Source organism: Methylobacterium currus, assembly GCF_003058325.1.
GTDB lineage: Bacteria > Pseudomonadota > Alphaproteobacteria > Rhizobiales > Beijerinckiaceae > Methylobacterium > Methylobacterium currus.
Genome location: NZ_CP028843.1, coordinates 1,093,748 through 1,113,344 on the forward strand (window position 1 = coordinate 1,093,748; position 19,597 = coordinate 1,113,344).

Sequence of the window (19,597 nt, forward strand, 5' to 3'; positions counted from 1 at the left end):
GGGGCACCCGAGATTCCGACACTCGTCGGCGAAGGAGCACCCTCATGCCGACCTTAGCGGATACAGCCCCGACCTGCGTGGTCCGGGGCCTGAGCTTCGACGCCCTGGCGACGGCCCTGGTCCGAGGCCGGACCACGATCTTCACCCTCAACATGATGCATCTGCGGCTCCTGGCGCGGGAACCGGAATTCCGCGAGAGCTACCGCCAGGCCGCGATCGTCACCCTCGACAGCAACCTCCTGAACACCTGCTTCCTGCGCCGGCGGATGACCGTGGCGACCGGCAGCGACCTGGTCCAGCACCTCGCGGCCCGGCGCAGCTTGCGCGACCGCTCGGTCCTGGTGATCGGCAACGTCACGGCGGAGGAAGCGGCATCCGTGATGGCGAGCCGGGACCTCGCGGTCCTGCGCCCGCCCTTCGGCTTCATCCACGACCCGGCGGCGGTGGACGCCGTGATCGCCCGGGTGCGGGAGGCCGCGCCCGACATGGTGTTCATCGCGGTCGGCGCGCCGCAGAGCGAGATGCTGACCTTGCGCCTGCGCCGCGCCGGCGTCGTCGCGCCCTCGATCCTGTGCTGCGGCGCCGCCTTCGAGTTCATGCTCGGCAAGCAGACCCGCTCGCCGGTCTTCCTGCGCCGCACCGGCCTCGAATGGGCCTGGCGGCTCGCAAGCAATCCCCGGCGTCTCGCCGCCCGCTACGCCTCGGATGCGGGCTTCTTGCTGTCGATGCTGGGGCCGCTGACCCGGCTCGCCCGCTCCGGCGCGCTCAAGGTCGGCGGGCTGCACTTGCAGTTCCGCCAGGAGGCGGGGCTCACCCGCAAGGCCGGGTTCGGTCCAGGGGCGCTCGGGGCGGGGTAAGGCGGGAATCTGTCCGATCCGGTCGGTCAGATTCCATCCTACCCGCCACCTCGTCCTGAGGTCGTGGATGGGAGGGAATAAGCCCATCGAACAGGCTCCGAAACGCAACAAGGCCGCCTCGACCCGGCAGGGGAGGCGGCCTCTTCGGCTTCGCGAAGTGCGAAGACCCTTACTCCGCGGCGGCGGGCTTCTTGGTCTTGCCCTTCTCGGCGCCGCGCTCGGCGCGCTCGGCGATGCGGGCCGACTTGCCGCGGCGATCGCGCAGGTAGTACAGCTTGGCGCGACGCACCTTGCCGCGGCGGACCACCTTGATCGAATCGATGTTCGGCGAGTAGATCGGGAAGACGCGCTCGACGCCCTCGCCGTACGAGATCTTGCGGACGGTGAAGCTCTCGTTGATGCCGCCGCCGGAGCGGGCGATCACGACGCCCTCGTAGGCCTGGACGCGGCTGCGCTCGCCTTCCTTCACCTTGACGTTCACGATGACCGTGTCGCCGGGCTCGAAGTCGGGGATCGTCTTGTTGAGCTGAGCGATCTGCTCCTGCTCGAGCTGCTGGATGATGTTCATCGGTCAAACTCCTGCCGTCGCCGCCGCGTCCCGGGATGGGATCCGGCGTCAGGATTTCGGCGTCCTGTTGTGAGTTGCCGGCTCCTTACAGGAACGGCCGCGGCTTGTCGACACGTGCCGGCACGGCATTTTTTCACGCGGCCGGGCGGGCGGAAGCCGGCCGGGCAGGGGAACGGAACGGCGGGAACCGTGTTGCTTCGGCTCGGTGCGGCGCCGGCCGCTCCGCGGACCCTTCAGTCCAAGGACCATACGGAGGACCATCCCCCATGCTGATGCGTTGGAAGATCGCCGGTCTCGCTGCCCTGGCGTTCGGCGGTCTCGCGGCCGCCCCCGCGAGCGCCGCCCCTGCCGGACCCGGCCTCGCCGGCCTGCTCGCTCCCGAGGCGCCGGTGACGCAGGTCGCCCAGGGCTGCGGCCCCGGCTTCGCCCGCGGGCCCTATGGCGGCTGCCGGCCGATATACGGCCGCCGCTTCTACGGTCCGCCGCGGGCCTACGGCCGCCGCTGCTTCATCCGCCCGACGCCGTACGGGCCGCGCCGGATCTGCCGGTTCTGATCGGCGAGATGTGATCTCGGGCGGGGACCGCGACGGCTCCCCGCCCCGCTCACCCCACCATCGGCCGGAACGCGACCAGGGCCATGTCGTCCCGGCGCGGCTCGGGCCCGCGATGGGCGGCGAGCGCCGCCTCGAGCGCCGCGACCTGCTCGGCGAGGGGCAGGTGCCGGTGCTTCTCCAGGATCTCGGCGACGCCGCGATGCCCGAGGAGCCGCCGGGACGCCCCGCCCATCTGGTCGCTGACCCCGTCCGTCATCAGGAAGAAGGTCTGGCCGCCGCGGAGCGGGAGCGCGACCTCCGCGAACGGCTCCTCCCGCCCGGTGCGCCGGTAGCCGAGGCCGTGACGCCGGCCCTTGATCCGGGTCGTCTCCCCATCGGCCAGCAACGTCAGGGCAAGGCCGGCGCCCGCGAAATGCAGGGTGCCGCCCGCCCGGTCGACGACGCAGATCCCGCAATCGAGCCCGTCATCCGACGCCCCCTCCGAGACCCCCATCTCCTGCCGCAGCCGCGCCCGCACCACGCCGTCGAGGGCGGCCAGGATCGCGTCCGGCCGGCGCAGGCCCTGATCGTGCAGGATCCGGTCGAGGGCGGTCGCGACGATCAGCGTCAGGAAGGCGCCGGGCACGCCGTGGCCGGTGCAATCGGCCACCACCACGATGCCGAGGCCGTCGACCGCCTCGATCCAGTAATAGTCGCCGCCGACGACGTGCAGCGGCTCCCACAGCACCGCGACCTCGAACCCGGCACCGCGCAGGGCGGAAGCGCCTGGCAGCACCGCCTGCTGGATGCGGCGGGCATAGCCGAGACTCTCCATCACCAGGCCGTTCGCCTCGGCGAGCTGCGCGTGGGTGCGTTCCAGCTCGGCCAGCAGGTGGCGGGCCTCGTCGCCGCTGCGCAATCCCTCGACCATGCGGTTGAAGGCGGCGGAGATGTCGGCGATCTCGCGGCTCGGCCGGCGGCGGCCGGCGAGGTCGACCGTGACCCATTGCTTGTGCTCGACTTGCGCCATGGCCGACAGGAGCCGGCGCAGGGGCGCCAGCACATGCCGCCCCACCGCCAGCCGCAAGGCGAGGGCGAAGGCCAGGATCAGCGCCAGGCTGGCGCCCAGCACCATCACGAACTGCTTCTCGGCATTGGCCCGCAGGCCCTCCGCCGACAGGACCAGGGTCAGGGTGCCGGCGGGCTGGGCGGTCGCACCGGGCTCGATCTCGGCCGCGACCTGGATGCGCTCGAAATTGCGCCCCCGCGGCTCCTCGCCCAGCCGCGCCACGACGCTCCCCGAGGCATCGCGCAGCAGGGCGAAGCGGAAGGCCGGATCGAGGGCGAGCGCCTGGAGCTGGGACGCGTGATCGGCGGTCCAGCCCGGCCGGGCGAGGGACCGGGCGGTCATGTCCGCCATCATCTGGGCGCGCTCGCCGGATAGGCGGATCTGGTCGCCGTAATTGACCCAGGCGATCACCACCTGGGTCGCCAGAACCACGGAAGCGATCACCGGCGAGAGGCGCAGGAACAGGGTATGGGCGAGGCCGTCGAGGTTGCGGCCGCGGGCGGCGCCCCGCAGGGCCCCCGGACGCATCGTGTCGGCGCCGCCATCCTGCGTCGTCGGCACCCCGGTGAAGCCGCGATGGGCGAGCGCGTCGCCCCGGCGCATCGGTCCGGCGCCCCGCAGGGAGCCGCCGCGACGGGGGGCGGCTTGCGGCGCGGACGAAGCGGGCTCGCCGCTCAACGCAGGGTCTCCGGAGCGGTCTCCGGGGAAGGGGCTCGCTCGACCCGGTTGCGGCCGCCATGCTTGGCCGCGTAGAGCGCCGCGTCGGCCCGGCGCATCGCCGCCTGGAGGTTCTCCTCCGGCACGGCCGTCGCAAGGCCGATGCTGACCGTGATGCCGATCGGCCCGCCCTCGGTGAAGACCGGGTTCGCCGCCACGGCGGCGCGGATCCGCTCCGCGATCACCGCCCCGTCCTCAGGCGCGGTCTCGACCAGGAGGATGCCGAATTCCTCGCCCCCGAGCCGCCCGAGGGCGTCGAGGGAGCGCAGGGAGGAGCGGCAGGCGGCGACGAAGGCGATCAGGGCCGCGTCGCCGGCGGCGTGGCCGTGGCTGTCGTTGACGAGCTTGAACCGGTCGAGGTCGAGCATCAGCAGGCAGGCCTTCTGCCCGGGGCGGCGCGGCCAGTCCCGGGCGCAGACCTCCAGGAAGCGCCGGCGTGCGAGCGCCCCGGTCAGCGGGTCGGTATCGGCGAGCCGGCGCAGCTCCGCCTCCAGCCGGGCGCTGGTCTCGATCTCGCCCGAAAGCGCTTCGTTGAGGGATTGCAGGTCGCGCTGCTGCTCGCCGAGGCGCTTGTTGGCCTTCTGCAGGTCGGCCTGCATCCGGTCGCTCAGGCGCACCAGCCGGCGCTGCTCGCGGTAGCCCCGGCGATAGGCCTCGGCCAGCACCTTCACCCCGTCCGCCACCGCGGCGAGCTGGGTCAGCATCACCTCGGTCCGGTCGAGGACGGCCTCCTCGTTGTCGAACAGGCTGAAGACGTTGCCCGGTCCGCCCGCGCGCTTGCCACCCTCCTGCCGCTTGCCTGCGTCGCCCTTGCCTGCGTCGCCCCTGCCTGCGTCGCCCCTGCCTGCGTCGCCCTTGCCTGCGTCGCCCTTGCCTGAATCGCTCCTGCCGCCGTCGCTCTTGCCGTCGTCCATCCTGGCTCCGTCGGGCTCCGGGGGCGCCTCGCCGTCGGTCGCCGCCGCGCGCCCGATCGCGCGCCCGCCCTGGCCCGCCCTGGTGGTCATGCCGCCGTCTCCTGGACCATCTCGAACCGGGCATGCGAGAAATCGACCGCGAAATCCTCGCCCGCCTCCGCGATGGTGTCGTCCCCCTCGGCGTAGAGCCAGCGGATCGTCACCTCGCGGCCTGCCTCTGCGGCATCCTCCAGGGGCATGAACAGGTTCATCAGGGCCTTGGCGCTCGACGAGTTGAAGTACGACAGGGCCACGTCGACGGTCAGCGGCCCGCCCTCCTCCTCCAGGCAGGCGCGCAGGGCCTGGAGCAGCGGACCGTAGAAGGCCGCGGCATCCTCCGGGTAGGATTCCCCGCGCAGGAGCAGGCGCCCGGCGGGAAAGTCGAAATCGACCAGCGGCGAGCGGCTGGTGGCGGGAATCTGGATCCGGTCCATCGTCGCGTGCCTCAGATGAAGGCCTTGAGGCAGAAGAACGCGCGGTCGTCGCCGCGGGCCTGGAAGTCGTACTCGACCGGGGCGCTGGAGCGCCGGGCGATCTCGATCAGCCCGATGCTGCCGCCGAGGCTGCCCTCCTCGGCCGGCTGGCGCAGCCGCTCGCGGTAGTATTGCTTCAGCTCGTCGCCCGACAGGCCGGCGATGTGGTCGAGCCGGGCGCGCAGGGCGGTGACATGCTCGCCCGGGACCTCGTTGCCGCAGGCGACGAAGAAGCGCCCGTCCTCGATCCCGACCACGATCAATCCGGCGCTCACCATGCCGCCTTGCGGCGAGCCGTGCGGCACGAGCTTGTCGGCGGAGTAGCGGATGACGTTCTGGGCCTGCTCGACGAAGACCGAGAAGACCCGCTTCGACACCGCCGCGTCGGTGGCGCCCTGCTGCATGCGCAGCTTCAGCACCTCGCCGAGGGAGAACAGCACGTTCTCGGACAGGTCGCCGCCGAACGACAGGATGATCCCGTTGCGCCGGGACGCCTCGTGAAACGCCAGGAAGTCAGTTGCGAGCACCGCTCTCTCCCGCCCGGTACACCGCCGGCTCGAAGGCTTTCGTCCGAGCCGCCCGCACGTCATGTTAGCCCACCAAGGCTGACCAGAGTGTTACTGCGTCGAGGCCAGGAAGTCCCGCGGCGCGTCGAAGAAAAATTCGCCACGTGATCGGAGGACGGGGATTTTCCATCCTGAATGTGCTTAAAAAATCCGCGATTTGCTTTCCGGCTGTGCAGCCGGTGCCGATCCTGCCGCAGGGACCTGCGCCGCATGGCAGGCTCGCGCCGCGGCGATAGCCGGTTCCGGGCCGCCTGCGAAGTCCCGTGCCGGAGGATCCTTCCGCTGATTCGCCCGGTGACGGACGGGACCGGCGCACGCCTGCGCCCCCTTGCGGCGGGCCAACCGCGCGGGCAGCATCGCGGCGTCGGCGGAGCGCGTCCGGGCATGGTCGAGATCAAGCGGCGGCGGTCCTTCGAGGCCGGGCATCGGCTCAAGTTCATGGTGCTGGTCGACGAGACGCCGGAATGCGACCGGGCGGTGCATTTCGCCGTGCGCCGGGCGGCCCGGCTCGGGGCCCGGGTGGTGATGCTGGCGGTGGCCGAGCCGCCCGAGACGATGGAATGGCTCGGCGTCGGCGACGCGATGCGGGCCGAGGCCGAGGCCGAGACGACCGAGCGCCTGGAGGCCCTGGCGGCGGCGGCGCGCCAGGCCGCGGGCGTCGATCCGGAGCTGGTGGTGCGCACGGGCGAGCGCGCCGACGCGATCCTGCGCCAGATCGAGGCCGACGAGGACATCGCTTTCCTGGTGCTGGGCGCCGCCGCCGGCAGCGACGGGCCGGGGCCCCTCGTCACCTCGATCGCCGGGCGCAACGCCGGCAGCTTCCCGGTGCCGGTCGTGATCGTGCCCGGCGCCCTGAGCGAGGCGGAGATCACCGCGCTCGCTGGGTGAGATGCCGAACGGGTCCATTGAGCTTTCGTCCGTTCGGGTCCACATCTGCCGCAGGCGCGGCGGCCTCAGCGGGGCCCGCGCCGTTCCCGGCCGGCCTTGAACCGGCGCAGAGAACTTCTTGAGGATCACCGATGTTCATCCAGACCGAAGCCACCCCGAACCCCGCCACCCTGAAGTTCCTGCCCGGCAAGGTCGTGCTGCCCGAGGGCACCTTCGAGGCGCGGGACGAGGGCGCCGCGGCGCGCTCGCCGCTCGCCCGCGCCCTGTTCGGCGTCGAGGGCGTCTCCGGCGTCTATCTCGGCCACGACTTCATCTCGGTGACCAAGGCCGAGGGCGAGCCCGGCTGGCCGCAGGTCAAGCCCGCGGTGCTCGGCGCCATCATGGAGCATTTCATGTCGGGGGCCCCGGTCCTCGAGGCCGGCCACGCCCCCGAGGAGGCGGCCGAAGAGTTCTTCGACGAGGCCGACGCCGACACGGTCGCCACGATCAAGGACCTGCTCGAGACCCGGGTGCGGCCGGCGGTGGCCGGCGACGGCGGCGACATCACCTTCCGGGGCTTTCGCGATGGCGTGGTGTTCCTGGAGATGAAGGGCGCCTGCTCGGGCTGCCCGTCCTCCACCGCCACCCTGCGCCAGGGCGTGCAGAACCTCTTCCGCCACTTCCTGCCCGACGTGCGCGAGGTCCAGGCGGTCTCGTGAGCCTGCACGGCGCCTGAGGCGGCGCCGCTTTCCGCCGCCGGGCGGTTTCCTCAGCCGCGGCGGATGCTCTAAAGGCTGAACCGAACCGGGCCGCCCTGCCTGACGCGGGGCGGTCCTTCTTGTGTTAACCTGTGCGTGCCACGCTGGGATCGAAGCGGCGGGTCGACGAGCGACCCGGCGCGGCCGGCGGCACGAAGCCGGCCGCGGCGTTCAGACCCGCGGGCGCGAGAGGGCGGAGCCTGACGGTGATGCGGATCCTGGCCATCGACACGGCGCTCGAGCGCTGCGCGGCCTGCATCATGGCGGACGACACGCCCGAGCCCCTGGCCCAGGAGAGCATGGACCTCGCGCGCGGCCATGCCGAGGCGCTGCTGCCCCTCGTCGAGCGGGTGGTCGCCCGGGTCGAGGGCGGGTTCGAGAGCCTCGACCGGGTCGCCGTCACGGTCGGGCCCGGCTCCTATACGGGCCTCCGGGTCGGGCTCTCGGCCGCGCGGGCGGTGGGGCTCGCCTGCGGCATCCCGGTCGTCGGCGTCACCACCCTGTCGGCCCTGCTGGCGCCCCTGCTCGCCGCCGAGGAGGATTACCTCGGCCAGGGCTACCTGCTCGCCGCCGCGATCGACGCCCGCCACGGCCACGTCTACTTCCAGGCCCTGAGCCAGGACGGCGGCATCGCCGTGCCGCCGACCCTGCTGCCGCTGGCCGAGGCCGTGCGGCTCCTCGGGCCCGGCCCGGCGGCGCTCGCCGGATCCGCCGCCCCGGCGCTGGCCGCCGCCGCGGCCGGGCAGGGGCACCGCGCCGTGGTGCCGGAGGGCCACATCGCCCCGCAGATCGCCTGGGTGGCCTCCCTCGGCCTCGTCGCCGACCCGGCCCACGCGCTGGCCCGTCCCCTCTACCTGCGCGGGCCGGACGCCCAGCCGCAGGACCATGCCCGCCTCGCCCGCCGCTGACGGAGACCCCGATGAAGTGGATGCCGTTCCGCTCCCCCCCGACCGCCCATGTCGCGCCCCTGCTCTCGGCCGACCGGGCCGGGGAGCTCGCGGCGCTCCACGCCACCGCCTTCGCGCGGCCCTGGGAGGCGGACGAGTTCGAGCGCATGCTGTGCGAGCGCGGCCACGCCGCCCACGCCCTGATGCTCGGCACGGTGATCGGCGGCTTCGTGCTCTCGCGCCAGGTGCTCGACGAGGCCGAGATCCTCACCATCGTGCTCGGCCCCGCCTCCCGCGGCGCGGGCCTGAGCCGCCAGCTCCTCCGGTCGCACCTCGTCGCCCTGGAGGATGCGGGCGTGCGCCGGGTCCATCTCGAGGTCGATGACGGCAACGCCCCGGCGCTCGCCCTCTACCGCCGCCTCGGCTTCACCGAGACCGGCCGCCGGGCGAGCTACTACGCACGGCCCGACGGCAGCCGCGCCAACGCGATCATGATGCAGGTGGCGCTGGGGTAGGGGCGCCCGGGGCGACGGTGGACGCTCCGGGCCGGACTTGGTATGCGGCGCGGGAGATGCGGCCCGGAGCCGCTCCGCCCGCCAGACGACCTCCCCGAGCCGAGCCCCCGCCGCCCGAACCATGACGTACCTCGTCGCCGGCCTGCGGCTCCTCGCCTACGCCCTCACCTTCGCGCTCCTCGCCGGGCCGCACTGGCTGACCCTGAAGCTCGGGCGGGGGCGGTTCGCCGGCCATGCGCCGTGCTGGCTGCACCGGGTCTTCCTGCGGCTGTTCCGGTTGCGCATCACCGTGACCGGCACGCCGCCGGCCGCGGGCGAGGCGGCCCTCGTCATCGCCAACCACATCTCGTGGCTCGACATCCCGGTGCTGGGGGCGGTGCGGCCGCTCTCCTTCGTGGCGAAGTCCGAGATCGCCGGCTGGCCGGTGATCGGCACGCTCGCCCGGCTCCAGCGCACGGTCTTCATCGACCGCGCCCGGAAGCGCCACACCGCCGTGGTCAACACCGAGATGAGCCGGCGCCTGCGCGACGGCGAGCTGATCGTGCTGTTCGCGGAGGGGACCACCGGCGACGGCACCCGGCTCCTGCCGTTCCGCACCTCCCTCGTCGGCGCCGCCCGGGCGGCAATCACCGAGGGCGGGCTCGACCGGGTACGGCTCCAGCCGCTCTGCATCGCCTATACGCGCCGCAACGGCCTGCCGCTCACCCGGGCCGAGCGTCCGGACATCGCCTGGTACGGCGACATGGAGCTAGGCCCCAGCGTCAAGCTGTTCTTCGAGCGCGGCCCGATCGACGTCCAGGTGACCTGGGGCGAGCCGATCGCCTTCGCGGCCGGCACCGACCGCAAGGCCGCGACGGCTTTGGCCGAGGCCTCGGTGCGCCGCGCCCTGCAGGAGGCGGTGACCGGGCGCCCGCCGGCGCCCCAGCCCGCGCCCCAGCCCGCGCCCCAGCCCGTGCCCGTGCCCGTGCCGCAGCCGGTGCACGAGGCGCCGCCTATTCTCATTCCGGCCGCGACGGCTTAAATGACGGAACGCGGCCCCCATCGGGCCGCCCCCGCCGCATCCGATCATCTCCGCTCAGGGCCGGTTCGTTGAAGAAAGCGTTCGTCAAATCCTACGGCTGCCAGATGAACGTCTACGACGCGTCCCGCATGGTCGACCTGCTCGGCCGCGAGGGCTTCGTCGAGACCGGCGCCGTGGAGGAGGCCGACGTCGTCGTCCTCAACACCTGCCACATCCGCGAGAAGGCGGCGGAGAAGGTCTATTCCGAGCTCGGCCGCCTGCGCGTCCTGAAGGGCGAGCGGGCGGAGGCCGGCCGCGACACCACGGTGGTGGTGGCGGGCTGCGTCGCGCAGGCCGAAGGCCGCGAGATCCTCAACCGCGCGCCGGGCGTCGACGTGGTGGTGGGCCCGCAGAGCTATCACCGCCTGCCGCAGCTGCTCGCGGCCTCGAAGGACGGCCGGGTCGTCGACACCGAGTTCCCGGTCGAGGACAAGTTCGACCACCTGCCGCTCCGTCGCACCCCGGGGGTCTCGGCCTTCCTCACGGTCCAGGAGGGCTGCGACAAGTTCTGCGCCTTCTGCGTCGTGCCCTATACCCGCGGCGCCGAGGTCTCGCGCCCGGTCCAGAAGATCGTGGCGGAGGCCGAGCGTCTGGCGGCGGCCGGCGCCCGCGAGCTGACGCTGATCGGCCAGAACGTCAACGCCTATCACGGCGAGGGCCCGGACGGGCGCGACTGGACGCTCGGGGACCTGCTGCACCGCGTCGCGGCGATCCCGGGCGTGCTGCGCCTGCGCTACACCACCAGCCATCCGCGCGACATGGACGAGGCCCTGATCGCGGCGCATCGCGACCTGCCGGCCCTGATGCCCTACCTGCACCTGCCGGTGCAGTCGGGCTCGGACCGGATCCTGCACGCGATGAACCGCAAGCACGATGCCGACACCTATCGCCGGCTGATCGACCGGGTGCGGGCGGCGCGGCCCGACATCGCCCTGTCCTCCGACTTCATCGTCGGCTTCCCGGGCGAGTCCGATGCCGACCACGCCGAGACGATGCGGCTGATCGCCGACATCGGATTCGCCAGCGCGTTCTCGTTCAAGTACAGCCCGCGCCCCGGCACCCCGGCGGCGGAGAGCGCCGACGCGGTGCCGGAGGCGGTGAAGAGCGCCCGGCTCGCCGAGCTTCAGGACCTGCTGGAGCGCCAGCGCCAGGACTTCAATCACGCCACGGTCGGCCGCACCGTGCCGGTCCTGCTCGAGAAGGCGGGGCGGCATCCGGGCCAGGTCGCCGGCAAGTCGCCCTATCTCCAGGCGGTGCAGATCGAGGGCGACACGGCCGCGATCGGCACCGTGATCCCGGTGCGGATCACCCGGGCCGGCTCGAACAGCCTGTTCGGCGAGGCGATCACCGAATCTGCGGCACCCGCAACGACGGCCGATGCGGCCGCGACGGCCAATGCGGCCGCAACGGCCGCCGCGGCCGCGACGGCCGCCGCGTGAGGAACGACAGGATGGCGACGGGAGAGGCGGGCGGCCGCGGGCCGAGAGGGCGTGAGCCCGCGCGCGAGTCCTCGCGCGAGCGCGAGATGGCCCCCCGGGCGGTGGCGGGCCTGAGCGAGGCGGCCGAGATCGCGCTCACCTTCGACGACAACCGCCTGGCGAGCCTGGTCTTCGGCCAGTACGACCAGAACGTCGCCCATCTCGAGCGGCGCCTCGGCGTGGTGGCGACGGCGCTCGGCAACCACGTCGTGGTCAAGGGCCCGCCCGATTCGACCGAGCGGGCGCGCCGGGTGCTGGAGCTGCTCTATGCCCGCGTCCGCGACGGGGGGGGGACGCCGCTGACCCTCGGCGACGTCGACGGGGTGATCCAGGAATCGTCGCTCCAGGGCAACCTGTTCTCGCCGGACGAAGCGCCGGCCAACGGCGAGCGGCCGTCCTTCGACCAGATCGCCACCCGCCGCCGCGGCGGCGTGCGGGCCCGCAACGCCGCGCAGGACGCCTACATCAAGGCGCTGCGCGCCCACGAGCTGGTCTTCGCGGAAGGCCCCGCCGGAACAGGCAAGACCTGGCTCGCGGTCGGCTACGCCGTCTCGCTGCTCGAGCAGGGCCATGCCGAGCGGCTGATCCTGTCGCGCCCTGCGGTCGAGGCCGGCGAGCGGCTGGGCTTCCTGCCCGGCGACATGCGCGAGAAGGTCGATCCGTATCTCCGGCCGATCTACGACGCCCTCTACGACTTCATGGAGGCGCGCCACGTCGATCGCGGCTTGCAGACCGGCATGATCGAGATCGCGCCGCTCGCCTTCATGCGCGGCCGCACGCTGACCAACGCCGTGGTGCTCCTCGACGAGGCGCAGAACACCACCTCGATGCAGATGAAGATGTTCCTGACGCGGCTCGGCGAGAACTCGCGCATGATCATCACCGGCGATCCGAGCCAGATCGACCTGCCGCCGGGCCAGAAATCGGGCCTGGTCGAGGCGGTGCGGATCCTCGACGGCGTCGAAGGCATCGGCCGGGTCACCTTCCGGGATGTCGACGTGGTGCGCCACGACCTGGTGCGCCGGATCGTCACGGCCTACGAGGCCGACGCGCAGGAGAACCGCCCAGAAGACCGGACCTTGCCGGCTCAGAGGGCGACACCGCCGCGCCGGGGGCCGCTGCCATGAGTGACGAGAACGAGATCGACGTCGCGGTGGAGGATCCCCGCTGGGAGGGCGTCGCGCCCGATCTCGATGGATTCGTGGCGCGGGCCGTCGAGGCGGCGCTCGCCACCGTGCCGCCGGGCGGACCGATCGAGATCAGCATCGTGCTGACCGACGATGCCGCGGTGCAGGAGCTGAACCGGACCTGGCGGGGCAAGGACAAGCCGACCAACGTGCTGTCCTTCCCCAACGAGCAGCCGCATGGCGGCGGGCCGCGCCTCCTCGGCGACGTGGTTCTTGCGTATGACACAATGCTGCGCGAGAGTGGGGAGCAGTCCAAGCCCCTCGACCACCACCTCGCCCACCTCGTGGTTCATGGCACGCTGCACCTCCTCGGTCACGACCACGAGCTCGGCGACGCCGAGGCCGACGCCATGGAGGCGTTGGAGGTCGTGGCCCTGCGGCGCCTCGGCGTGCCGGACCCGTATGGCGACGTGGCCGGTTGATCCGCGGACGCCCACACCCCAGACGCGAGAGACATGAGCAACGATCGAAGTCGCAGCGCCGCCGCGACCGCGCAGGCGATCCCGGAGGACGACAGTCCGGGGCGCGAACCCTGGTATGATCGCCTCCTCAGCATCTTCCACCTGAAGACGCGCGACGCCCAGCGCGACGGCCTCTCGGATGCCCTCGCCGAGGTGCAGAACGGCGACCACGCCGTCTCCGCGGTCGAGCAGGCGATGCTCAAGAACGTGCTGAGCCTCCACCGGGTGCGGGTCGACGACGTCATGATCCCCCGGGCCGACGTGGTGGCGGTCTCGATCGACACCGCGCTCGGCGACCTGCTCAAGGTCTTCCGCTCCGCCGGCCATTCCCGCCTTCCCGTCTACGGCGAGAGCATGGACGACCCGCGCGGCATGGTCCACATCCGCGACTTCGTCGACTACATGGCGAGCCGGGCCGAGGCCGGCGGCGACCGCCTGCCCGACCTCGCCGGGGTCGACCTCACCGCGACGCTGGCCACCACCCGCATCCTGCGCCCGGTGCTCTTCGTGCCGCCCTCGATGCCGGCGATCGACCTGCTCGCCCGGATGCAGGCGAGCCGCACCCACATGGCCCTCGTCATCGACGAGTATGGCGGCACCGACGGCCTGATCTCGATCGAGGACCTGATCGAGGTCGTGGTCGGCGACATCGAGGACGAGCACGACGTCGCCGAGACCCACCGCGTCCTCAAGGTCGACGGCGAGAGCGAGATCTTCGTCGCCGACGCCCGCGCCAGCCTCGACGACGTCGCCGAGGCGACCGGGGTCGATCTCGCGGCGGCGGTGGGGGAGGCGGCCGAGGAGGTCGACACCCTCGGCGGCCTGATCGTCACCATCGCCGGCCGGGTCCCGGCAAGGGGCGAGGTCATCGCCGTGCCGGGCGATTTCGAGGTCGAGGTGCTGGACGCCGATCCGCGGCGGATCAAGCGCCTGCGCATGCATCGCGGCTTCGCCCGGCTCGAAGCGCCGGACACGCCGCTGGCCCTGCCGCCGCCCGGCGACGCGGCCGGCCTGCGGACCGATTCCGCCGCCTGATCCTTCCCGCGGCGCCCCGTCGCGGCGCCGCCCCGCGAGCCCGCCCATGCACGACATCGACTCGAACGGGGCGGCGCTCGCTGCCCCGGCGGTGCCCTTCGGCCTCGTGCCGCTCGCCCACCGCATCGCCCTCACCGCCGGCTGGTCCCGTCTCGCCCTGGCCTGGCTCGCCGGCGCCTGCGGGGCCTTGGCGATGCCGCCCTTCGGGTTCCTGCCCGCCCTCTGCATCGCCCTGGTGCCGGCGGTCTGGCTGCTCGACGGGGCGGCCACCGCCTCGTCGCGCCTGGGACGGCGCGCCGGCACGGCTGTCGCCGCCGGCCTGATCGGCTGGGCCTGGGGCTTCGGCTATCTCACCGCCGGCCTGTGGTGGCTCGGCGCGGCCTTCCTGGTCGAGGCCGACCAATTCGCCTACCTGATGCCGCTCGGCGTGCTCGGCCTGCCGGCGGTCCTCGGCCTGTTCTACGGTGCGGGCTTCGCGGCCGCACGGCTGCTCTGGTCGCCCGGCCCGGGCCGGATCGCCGCCCTGGCCTTCGGCCTGGGCGGCGCCGAGTGGCTGCGCGGCCACCTGTTCACCGGGTTTCCCTGGAACACCCTCGGCATGGCGCTCGGCCAGAACCTCTGGCTGATGCAGGCGGCCTCCGTGATCGGCCTCTACGGGCTGACCGTGCTGGCGGTGCTGTGCGGCGCCGCGCCCGCCACCCTCGCCGATGGGGGCGGGTCGGCGCGGCGGCTCGGGCCGCTCGCCGGTGCGCTCCTCGTCCTCGCCGGCCTCGCTGTGGGCGGGGCGCTGCGGGTGCCGGCCGGCCCGATGCCGGAGGTGCCCGGCGTGCGCCTGCGCCTCGTCCAGGCCAACATCCCGCAGGATGCCCGCTTCAACCCGCGCAACCGCGAGGGCATCCTCGAGCGCTACCTGGGCCTCAGCGACAGCGCGACCGCGCCGGACCGGCAGGGCCTGCGGGACGTCACCCACCTGATCTGGCCGGAATCCTCGTTCCCGTTCCTGATCCAGCGCGATCCCCAGGCGCTGCGGCGGATCGGGAGCGCGCTGCCGCCCGGCACGCTGCTGGTCACCGGCGCGGCCCGGGCCGACGAGCCGCTGCCCGGCGAGCGGCTGCACTTCTACAACTCGATCCTGATGATCGGGCAGGACGGCCTCGTCGGCGGACGCTACGACAAGCTCCACCTCGTGCCGTTCGGCGAGTACCTGCCGGGGCCGGTCGACAGCCTGCTGCGCGCTCTCGGTCTCAAGCAGTTCGTGGCGGTGCCGGGCGGCTTCACCGCGGGCGAGGCGCATGAGCGTCCGCCGCTGGCGGTGCCGGGCCTGCCGCCGGTGGCGCCCTCGATCTGCTACGAGGCGATCTTTCCCGGCGCCGTCGCGTCGCACCGGGAGCGTCCCGGCCTGCTCCTCAACGTCACCAATGACGGCTGGTTCGGCGACACGCCCGGACCGCGCCAACACTTCGCGCAGGCGCGTCTTCGCGCAGTTGAGGAAGGGATTCCTCTCGTGCGGGCCGCGAATACCGGTATCAGCGCCGTGGTCGATCCTTACGGCCGGGTGACCGGGATGTTGTCGGTCGGCGCCGAAGGGGTTCTTGATCGAAACCTCCCTAAGAACCTTAGGGAAAGTACGGCTTATGGACGATTCGGCGATGTTTTTTTCATCATCATGCTCTTAGGGTGCGGGTTCATCGCCCTTGCGGCGCGCACCCGTCGCGCGCCTGTCCCGCCCCGCGGAGCGTCAATGTGAAGAAGGCACCCGATCCGGTTGATCGTCATGTCGGGCATCGCGTGCGCGTCAGGCGGCTTCTCGTCGGCGTGAGCCAGGAGAAGCTGGGCGACGCCCTCGGCGTGACGTTTCAGCAGATCCAGAAATACGAGAAGGGAACCAACCGGATCAGCGCCAGCCGGCTGCGCCAGATCGCCGACATGCTGGGCGTGCCGGTCAGCTTCTTCTACGAAGGCGCGCCGCGCCAGGATGGCGGGCGCAGCGAGGAGGGGGCGGAGCCCACCTCCGACCTGGCCGCCCACGACGTGTTCTGGACCAGCCAGGACCTGCAATTGGTGCGCGCCTTCCAGCGCATCGCCGACGCCCAGTTGCGCCGGCGCATCATCAGCCTGGTCGAAGCGATCGGCACCGGCCCAGCGACCACGCCCCCCGACGGCACCGCGTGACGCGTCCGGGGGACCGGGGTTGCAAAGGTTTCGCTGCTCCCCCCGACGCCACGGCTGTATGACCCTCCCGAACGCGCCGAGGCGCGACAATCGCGTGGGCAAGCGCGACAGGGAGGGACGGCCTTGCGGAGCATCGAACGGGAGCCCGGTGCCGGGCCGGAGCCCGGTGCCGGGCAGGAGGCCGGTGCCGGGACCGCGCGGCCGGGACGGGCCGAGGCCGGTTTCCATCCGGTCCTGATCGGCCTCGGGCTGATGCTGGTCGCCTTCAATCTCCGGCCCGCCCTGTCGAGCGTCGGCCCGCTCCTGCCGGGCATCCGGGCCGAGACCGGCCTCAACGGCGCGCTCGCCGGCGCCCTCATCACCCTGCCGGTCCTGTGCCTCGGGGTGTTCGGCCGCCTGGCGCCGCTGCTCGTGCGGCGCATCGGGCCGGATGCGGGGGTGCTGGCAGCCCTGGTGGTGCTGGCGCTCGGCCTTACCTTACGCGGCCTCGGCGGGGTGCCGCTGCTCTTCTTCGGCTCGGTGGTCGCCGCCGCGGCGATCGGGATCGTCGGAGTGATCCTGCCCGGCATCGTCAAGCGCGACTTCCCCGACCGGGCCGGGCTGATGACCGGCCTCTACACCGCGCTTCTCTGCCTCGGCGCCGCCGCCGGGGCCGGCTTCACCGTGCCGGTGCGCCGGGCCCTCGACCTCGGCTGGGAGGGCGCCCTGATGCTGTGGGCGGCGCCGGCCCTGGTGGCGGCCGCCGCCTGGCTGCCCTTCGCGCACGCCCGGCCGCTGTCCTCCGCCTCGGCCGCGCGGCCGAGCGGCCGGCTCTGGCGCGACCCGCTGGCCTGGCAGGTCACCGCCTTCATGGGCCTGCAATCGTCGCTCGCCTACATCGTGTTCGGCTGGCTGCCCGCCGCCCTGGTCGACCGGGGCTTCGACATCGTGACGGCCGGCCTCGTCGCCTCGGTCTCGGCGCTGGCGCAGGGCGTGCTCGCCCTTGTGGTGCCGACGCTCGCCGCGCGCCGGCCGGACCAGCGCCCCTGGGTGGTGCTGGTGATCAGCCTGCCGCTCGTCGGATTCACCGGGCTCCTGGCCGGGCCGCTGGCACTGGCCTGGGGCTTCGCGCTGCTGCTCGGCCTCGGCCTCGGCGGCTGCTTCGGCCTCGCCCTCACGCTGATCGTGCTGCGGGCCGGCGATCCCCGCGCCGCCGCCGAGCTCTCCGCCATGGCGCAGGGGGTCGGCTATTGCGGCGCGGCCCTCGGGCCGTTCCTGGTCGGGATCGTGCACGACCTGAGCGACGGCTGGGGCCTGCCGGCCTTGCTCTACGCCGCCCTGTGTCTCGCGGCGGGAAGCTTCGGTCTGCTCGCCGCGCGGGACCGGACGGTGCGCATCTGACCGTCTCGCGCCCCCGCGCCGATCGGCCGGGGGCGCGAGACCCGCTCAGTTGCTGCGCACCAGCGCCTCGAGCACCTTCGCCCCGGGCCGACCGGTCTGCGGCATGCCGAGCCGGCGCTCGATGTCCTTGATCGCCTCGCGGGTCTTGGCCCCGACCCGGCCGTCGGGCTCGCCGACATCGTAGCCGCGGGCGGCGAGCGCGCTCTGCAGGCTGCGGCGCTCGGCCCGGGACAGGGGCGGGTCGTCGGTCGGCCAGGCGGCCTGGACGCCGGCCTTGCCGCGCAGGCGGTCGGACAGGACCGCGATGGCGAGCCCGTAGGACTCGGCGGCGTTGTAGGAGTAGATCGCGTCGAAGTTCTTGGTCACCAGGAAGGCCGGCCCGTTGGCGCCGGCCGGGGCCAGGATGCCCACCGGTCCCTCGGCCGAGAGCGGCCGGCCGTCGATCCGGGTGACGCCGAGCGACGCCCAATGCGCCACCGGCTTCTTGTTCTTGCGGCCCGCCGCCGCGACGTTGAAGCCGGGGGGAAGCCGCACCTCGTAGCCCCAGGGCTGGCCGTTATGCCACTTGGCGACGCGCAGGAAGTTGGCGGTGGAGCCGACCGCGTCCGGCACCGAATCGACCACGTCGCGCCGGCCGTCGCCGTCGAGGTCGACGGCGAGGCGGTGATAGGTCGTCGGCATGAACTGGGTCTGGCCGAAGGCGCCGGCCCAGGAACCGGTCAGGCGCTCGGGCGCGATGTCGCCCTTGGCGATGATCTTGAGCGTGGCGATCAGCTCGGCCCGGAAGAACTCGCGCCGGCGGGTGCCGCCGCAGGCGAGCGTCGCCAGCGACTGGACCAGCGGCATCTTGCCGAGGTTCTTGCCGAAATTCGACTCGACGCCCCACACCGCCGCGATCGTGTAGCGGTCGACGCCGTAGCGCGCCTCGGCCTGGGCCAGCGCGCTGGCATGCTGGCGCATGGCGGCGCGGCCGTCATCGACCCGCTCGTCGTCGACGAGGGCGGCCATGTAGTCCCAGATCGGGGTCTTGAACTCGGGCTGGGCCTGGGACAGCTCGATCACCTTGTCGTCGAAGGTGATGCCGGCCGTCGCCGCCTGGAACGCCGCCGGCGACACGCCGGCCGCCGCCGCATCCTGGCCGATCCCGGCGAGGCAGGAGCGGAAATCCGCCAGCGCCGCCTGCGGCAGGCCGAATCCGGCGAGGCAGAGCAGGGTGGCGGCCTTGAGGGTCGCGCGCCGCGTCATGAGCAGAAGTCTCTCCCGTTTCGCCGATCCAATCACCGGAATAGGGCGTCATCAGGGTTAAGGAAAACCTGATGGGATCGGCGAGTGGAGGGCGATCTGCCGCGGCGAACCGCCCTCCGGCCTCGCGGGATTATCGTCCGGGGCTAACCGTTAGGCCCAGGGCCGCTCGGCGAGCTTCTGCTCGTAGGCGTCGATCGCCGGCGCCTTCTCGAGGGTCAGGCCGATATCGTCGAGCCCGTTCAGCAGGTTGTGCTTGCGGCCTGGATCGATGTCGAAGTGCAGCGTGCCGCCGTCCGGCCCCTTGATGACCTGGTTCTCGAGGTCGATCGTCAGCGTCGCGTTGGCGCCGCGATTGGCGTCGTCGAGGAGCTTCTCCAGGTCCTCAGGGCTCACCGTGATCAGCAGGATGCCGTTCTTGGCGCTGTTGTTGAAGAAGATGTCGGCGAAGCTGGTCGAGATGATGCAGCGGATGCCGAAATCGGCCAGCGCCCACGGCGCGTGCTCGCGCGAGGACCCGCAGCCGAAATTGTCGCCCGCCACCAGGATCTTGGCGTTGCGGTAGGCCGGCTGGTTGAGGACGAAGTCGGGATTCTCCGAGCCGTCGTCGCGGTAGCGCATCTCGGAGAAGAGGCCCTTGCCAAGGCCGGTGCGCTTGATCGTCTTGAGGTATTGCTTGGGGATAATGCGGTCGGTGTCGACGTTGACGATCGGCAGCGGCGCCGCGACGCCCTCCAGCACGGTGAACTTTTCCATCTGACTCTTCGTCCGGGCAGCGCGCCGCGCGGATCGGATGTCCGCGCGGCGTCAGTTCAGACG

At 72.6% G+C, this 19,597-nt stretch carries 21 protein-coding genes; 14 read left to right on the forward strand and 7 right to left on the reverse strand.

Translation table 11 applies throughout. From position 1 onward, the window contains the following. Positions 1 to 44: 44 nt before the first annotated feature. The gene (locus DA075_RS04970) at positions 45 to 857 is read left to right on the forward strand and encodes a WecB/TagA/CpsF family glycosyltransferase (protein WP_164712210.1); all 813 of its coding nucleotides are present in this window, start codon (positions 45 to 47) and stop codon (positions 855 to 857) included. A gap of 169 nt (positions 858 to 1,026) precedes the next feature. Here DA075_RS04970 and rplS read toward each other — a convergent pair whose 3' ends face one another. Further along, complete coding sequence (rplS, locus tag DA075_RS04975; protein WP_093567864.1) at positions 1,027 to 1,425, reverse strand: 50S ribosomal protein L19; 399 nt, start codon at positions 1,423 to 1,425, stop codon at positions 1,027 to 1,029. 266 nt (positions 1,426 to 1,691) lie between these two features. Between rplS and DA075_RS04980 the strand changes: the two genes are divergently transcribed. Then, positions 1,692 to 1,979, forward strand: coding sequence for a GCG_CRPN prefix-to-repeats domain-containing protein (locus tag DA075_RS04980; protein WP_331254745.1), 288 nt, complete (start codon positions 1,692 to 1,694; stop codon positions 1,977 to 1,979). 49 nt (positions 1,980 to 2,028) lie between these two features. Here DA075_RS04980 and DA075_RS04985 read toward each other — a convergent pair whose 3' ends face one another. Genes DA075_RS04985 through DA075_RS05000 form a run of 4 tightly spaced genes read right to left on the reverse strand, consistent with a single transcriptional unit; the run spans position 2,029 to position 5,697 of the window. Then, the gene (locus DA075_RS04985; RefSeq protein WP_232386263.1) at positions 2,029 to 3,705 is read right to left on the reverse strand and encodes a SpoIIE family protein phosphatase; all 1,677 of its coding nucleotides are present in this window, start codon (positions 3,703 to 3,705) and stop codon (positions 2,029 to 2,031) included. After that, positions 3,702 to 4,748: a GGDEF domain-containing protein gene (locus DA075_RS04990; protein ID WP_244936504.1), complete on the reverse strand. Its 1,047-nt coding sequence runs from the start codon at positions 4,746 to 4,748 to the stop codon at positions 3,702 to 3,704. Before DA075_RS04990 ends, DA075_RS04985 begins: the two co-directional genes overlap by 4 nt. Continuing rightward, positions 4,745 to 5,131: a DUF1987 domain-containing protein gene (locus tag DA075_RS04995; RefSeq protein ID WP_099952278.1), complete on the reverse strand. Its 387-nt coding sequence runs from the start codon at positions 5,129 to 5,131 to the stop codon at positions 4,745 to 4,747. Before DA075_RS04995 ends, DA075_RS04990 begins: the two co-directional genes overlap by 4 nt. Before the next feature lie 11 nt (positions 5,132 to 5,142). Next, complete coding sequence (locus DA075_RS05000; RefSeq protein WP_099952279.1) at positions 5,143 to 5,697, reverse strand: SiaB family protein kinase; 555 nt, start codon at positions 5,695 to 5,697, stop codon at positions 5,143 to 5,145. A 423-nt stretch (positions 5,698 to 6,120) separates the two neighbouring features. On the opposite strand from DA075_RS05000, the gene DA075_RS05005 reads away from it, so the two are divergent. From DA075_RS05005 to DA075_RS05060, 12 genes are all read left to right on the forward strand, one after another. Then, positions 6,121 to 6,624 carry a universal stress protein gene (locus tag DA075_RS05005; RefSeq protein ID WP_099952280.1) on the forward strand — a complete coding sequence of 168 codons (504 nt, stop codon included), beginning with the start codon at positions 6,121 to 6,123 and terminating at the stop codon, positions 6,622 to 6,624. 131 nt (positions 6,625 to 6,755) lie between these two features. After that, the gene (locus tag DA075_RS05010) at positions 6,756 to 7,322 is read left to right on the forward strand and encodes a NifU family protein (protein WP_099952281.1); all 567 of its coding nucleotides are present in this window, start codon (positions 6,756 to 6,758) and stop codon (positions 7,320 to 7,322) included. Between the two features lie 248 nt (positions 7,323 to 7,570). After that, a complete protein-coding gene (tsaB, locus tag DA075_RS05015; protein WP_099952282.1) occupies positions 7,571 to 8,269 on the forward strand; it encodes a tRNA (adenosine(37)-N6)-threonylcarbamoyltransferase complex dimerization subunit type 1 TsaB in 699 nt (232 codons plus the stop codon). Between the two features lie 11 nt (positions 8,270 to 8,280). Then, complete coding sequence (locus DA075_RS05020; RefSeq protein WP_099952283.1) at positions 8,281 to 8,763, forward strand: GNAT family N-acetyltransferase; 483 nt, start codon at positions 8,281 to 8,283, stop codon at positions 8,761 to 8,763. A 121-nt stretch (positions 8,764 to 8,884) separates the two neighbouring features. Then, positions 8,885 to 9,784, forward strand: a complete 900-nt coding sequence (locus tag DA075_RS05025) for a lysophospholipid acyltransferase family protein (RefSeq protein WP_099952284.1) — start codon at positions 8,885 to 8,887, stop codon at positions 9,782 to 9,784. Between the two features lie 68 nt (positions 9,785 to 9,852). Beyond that, entirely contained in the window at positions 9,853 to 11,262 is a 1,410-nt protein-coding gene (gene miaB / locus DA075_RS05030; protein WP_099952285.1) for a tRNA (N6-isopentenyl adenosine(37)-C2)-methylthiotransferase MiaB, read from the forward strand. Between the two features lie 11 nt (positions 11,263 to 11,273). Next, positions 11,274 to 12,428 (forward strand): PhoH family protein, encoded by a 1,155-nt coding sequence (locus DA075_RS05035; protein ID WP_420813115.1) that lies wholly within the window; start codon positions 11,274 to 11,276, stop codon positions 12,426 to 12,428. Beyond that, complete coding sequence (ybeY, locus tag DA075_RS05040) at positions 12,425 to 12,910, forward strand: rRNA maturation RNase YbeY (RefSeq protein ID WP_099952287.1); 486 nt, start codon at positions 12,425 to 12,427, stop codon at positions 12,908 to 12,910. The genes DA075_RS05035 and ybeY overlap by 4 nt, the downstream gene beginning before the upstream one ends. Before the next feature lie 33 nt (positions 12,911 to 12,943). Beyond that, positions 12,944 to 13,984 carry a hemolysin family protein gene (locus tag DA075_RS05045; protein ID WP_099952288.1) on the forward strand — a complete coding sequence of 347 codons (1,041 nt, stop codon included), beginning with the start codon at positions 12,944 to 12,946 and terminating at the stop codon, positions 13,982 to 13,984. A gap of 46 nt (positions 13,985 to 14,030) precedes the next feature. Then, complete coding sequence (gene lnt, locus DA075_RS05050; RefSeq protein WP_099952289.1) at positions 14,031 to 15,731, forward strand: apolipoprotein N-acyltransferase; 1,701 nt, start codon at positions 14,031 to 14,033, stop codon at positions 15,729 to 15,731. Continuing rightward, entirely contained in the window at positions 15,728 to 16,156 is a 429-nt protein-coding gene (locus tag DA075_RS05055) for a helix-turn-helix domain-containing protein (RefSeq protein WP_099952290.1), read from the forward strand. Before lnt ends, DA075_RS05055 begins: the two co-directional genes overlap by 4 nt. A 123-nt stretch (positions 16,157 to 16,279) precedes the next feature. Next, the gene (locus DA075_RS05060) at positions 16,280 to 17,536 is read left to right on the forward strand and encodes an MFS transporter (protein WP_244936505.1); all 1,257 of its coding nucleotides are present in this window, start codon (positions 16,280 to 16,282) and stop codon (positions 17,534 to 17,536) included. Between the two features lie 45 nt (positions 17,537 to 17,581). On the opposite strand, the gene DA075_RS05065 is transcribed toward DA075_RS05060, so the two are convergent. Both DA075_RS05065 and leuD read right to left on the reverse strand, forming a co-directional pair. Beyond that, a complete protein-coding gene (locus DA075_RS05065) occupies positions 17,582 to 18,781 on the reverse strand; it encodes a lytic murein transglycosylase (protein ID WP_099952291.1) in 1,200 nt (399 codons plus the stop codon). A 150-nt stretch (positions 18,782 to 18,931) separates the two neighbouring features. After that, positions 18,932 to 19,534 (reverse strand): 3-isopropylmalate dehydratase small subunit, encoded by a 603-nt coding sequence (leuD, locus tag DA075_RS05070; protein WP_099952292.1) that lies wholly within the window; start codon positions 19,532 to 19,534, stop codon positions 18,932 to 18,934. Positions 19,535 to 19,597: the final 63 nt, after the last annotated feature.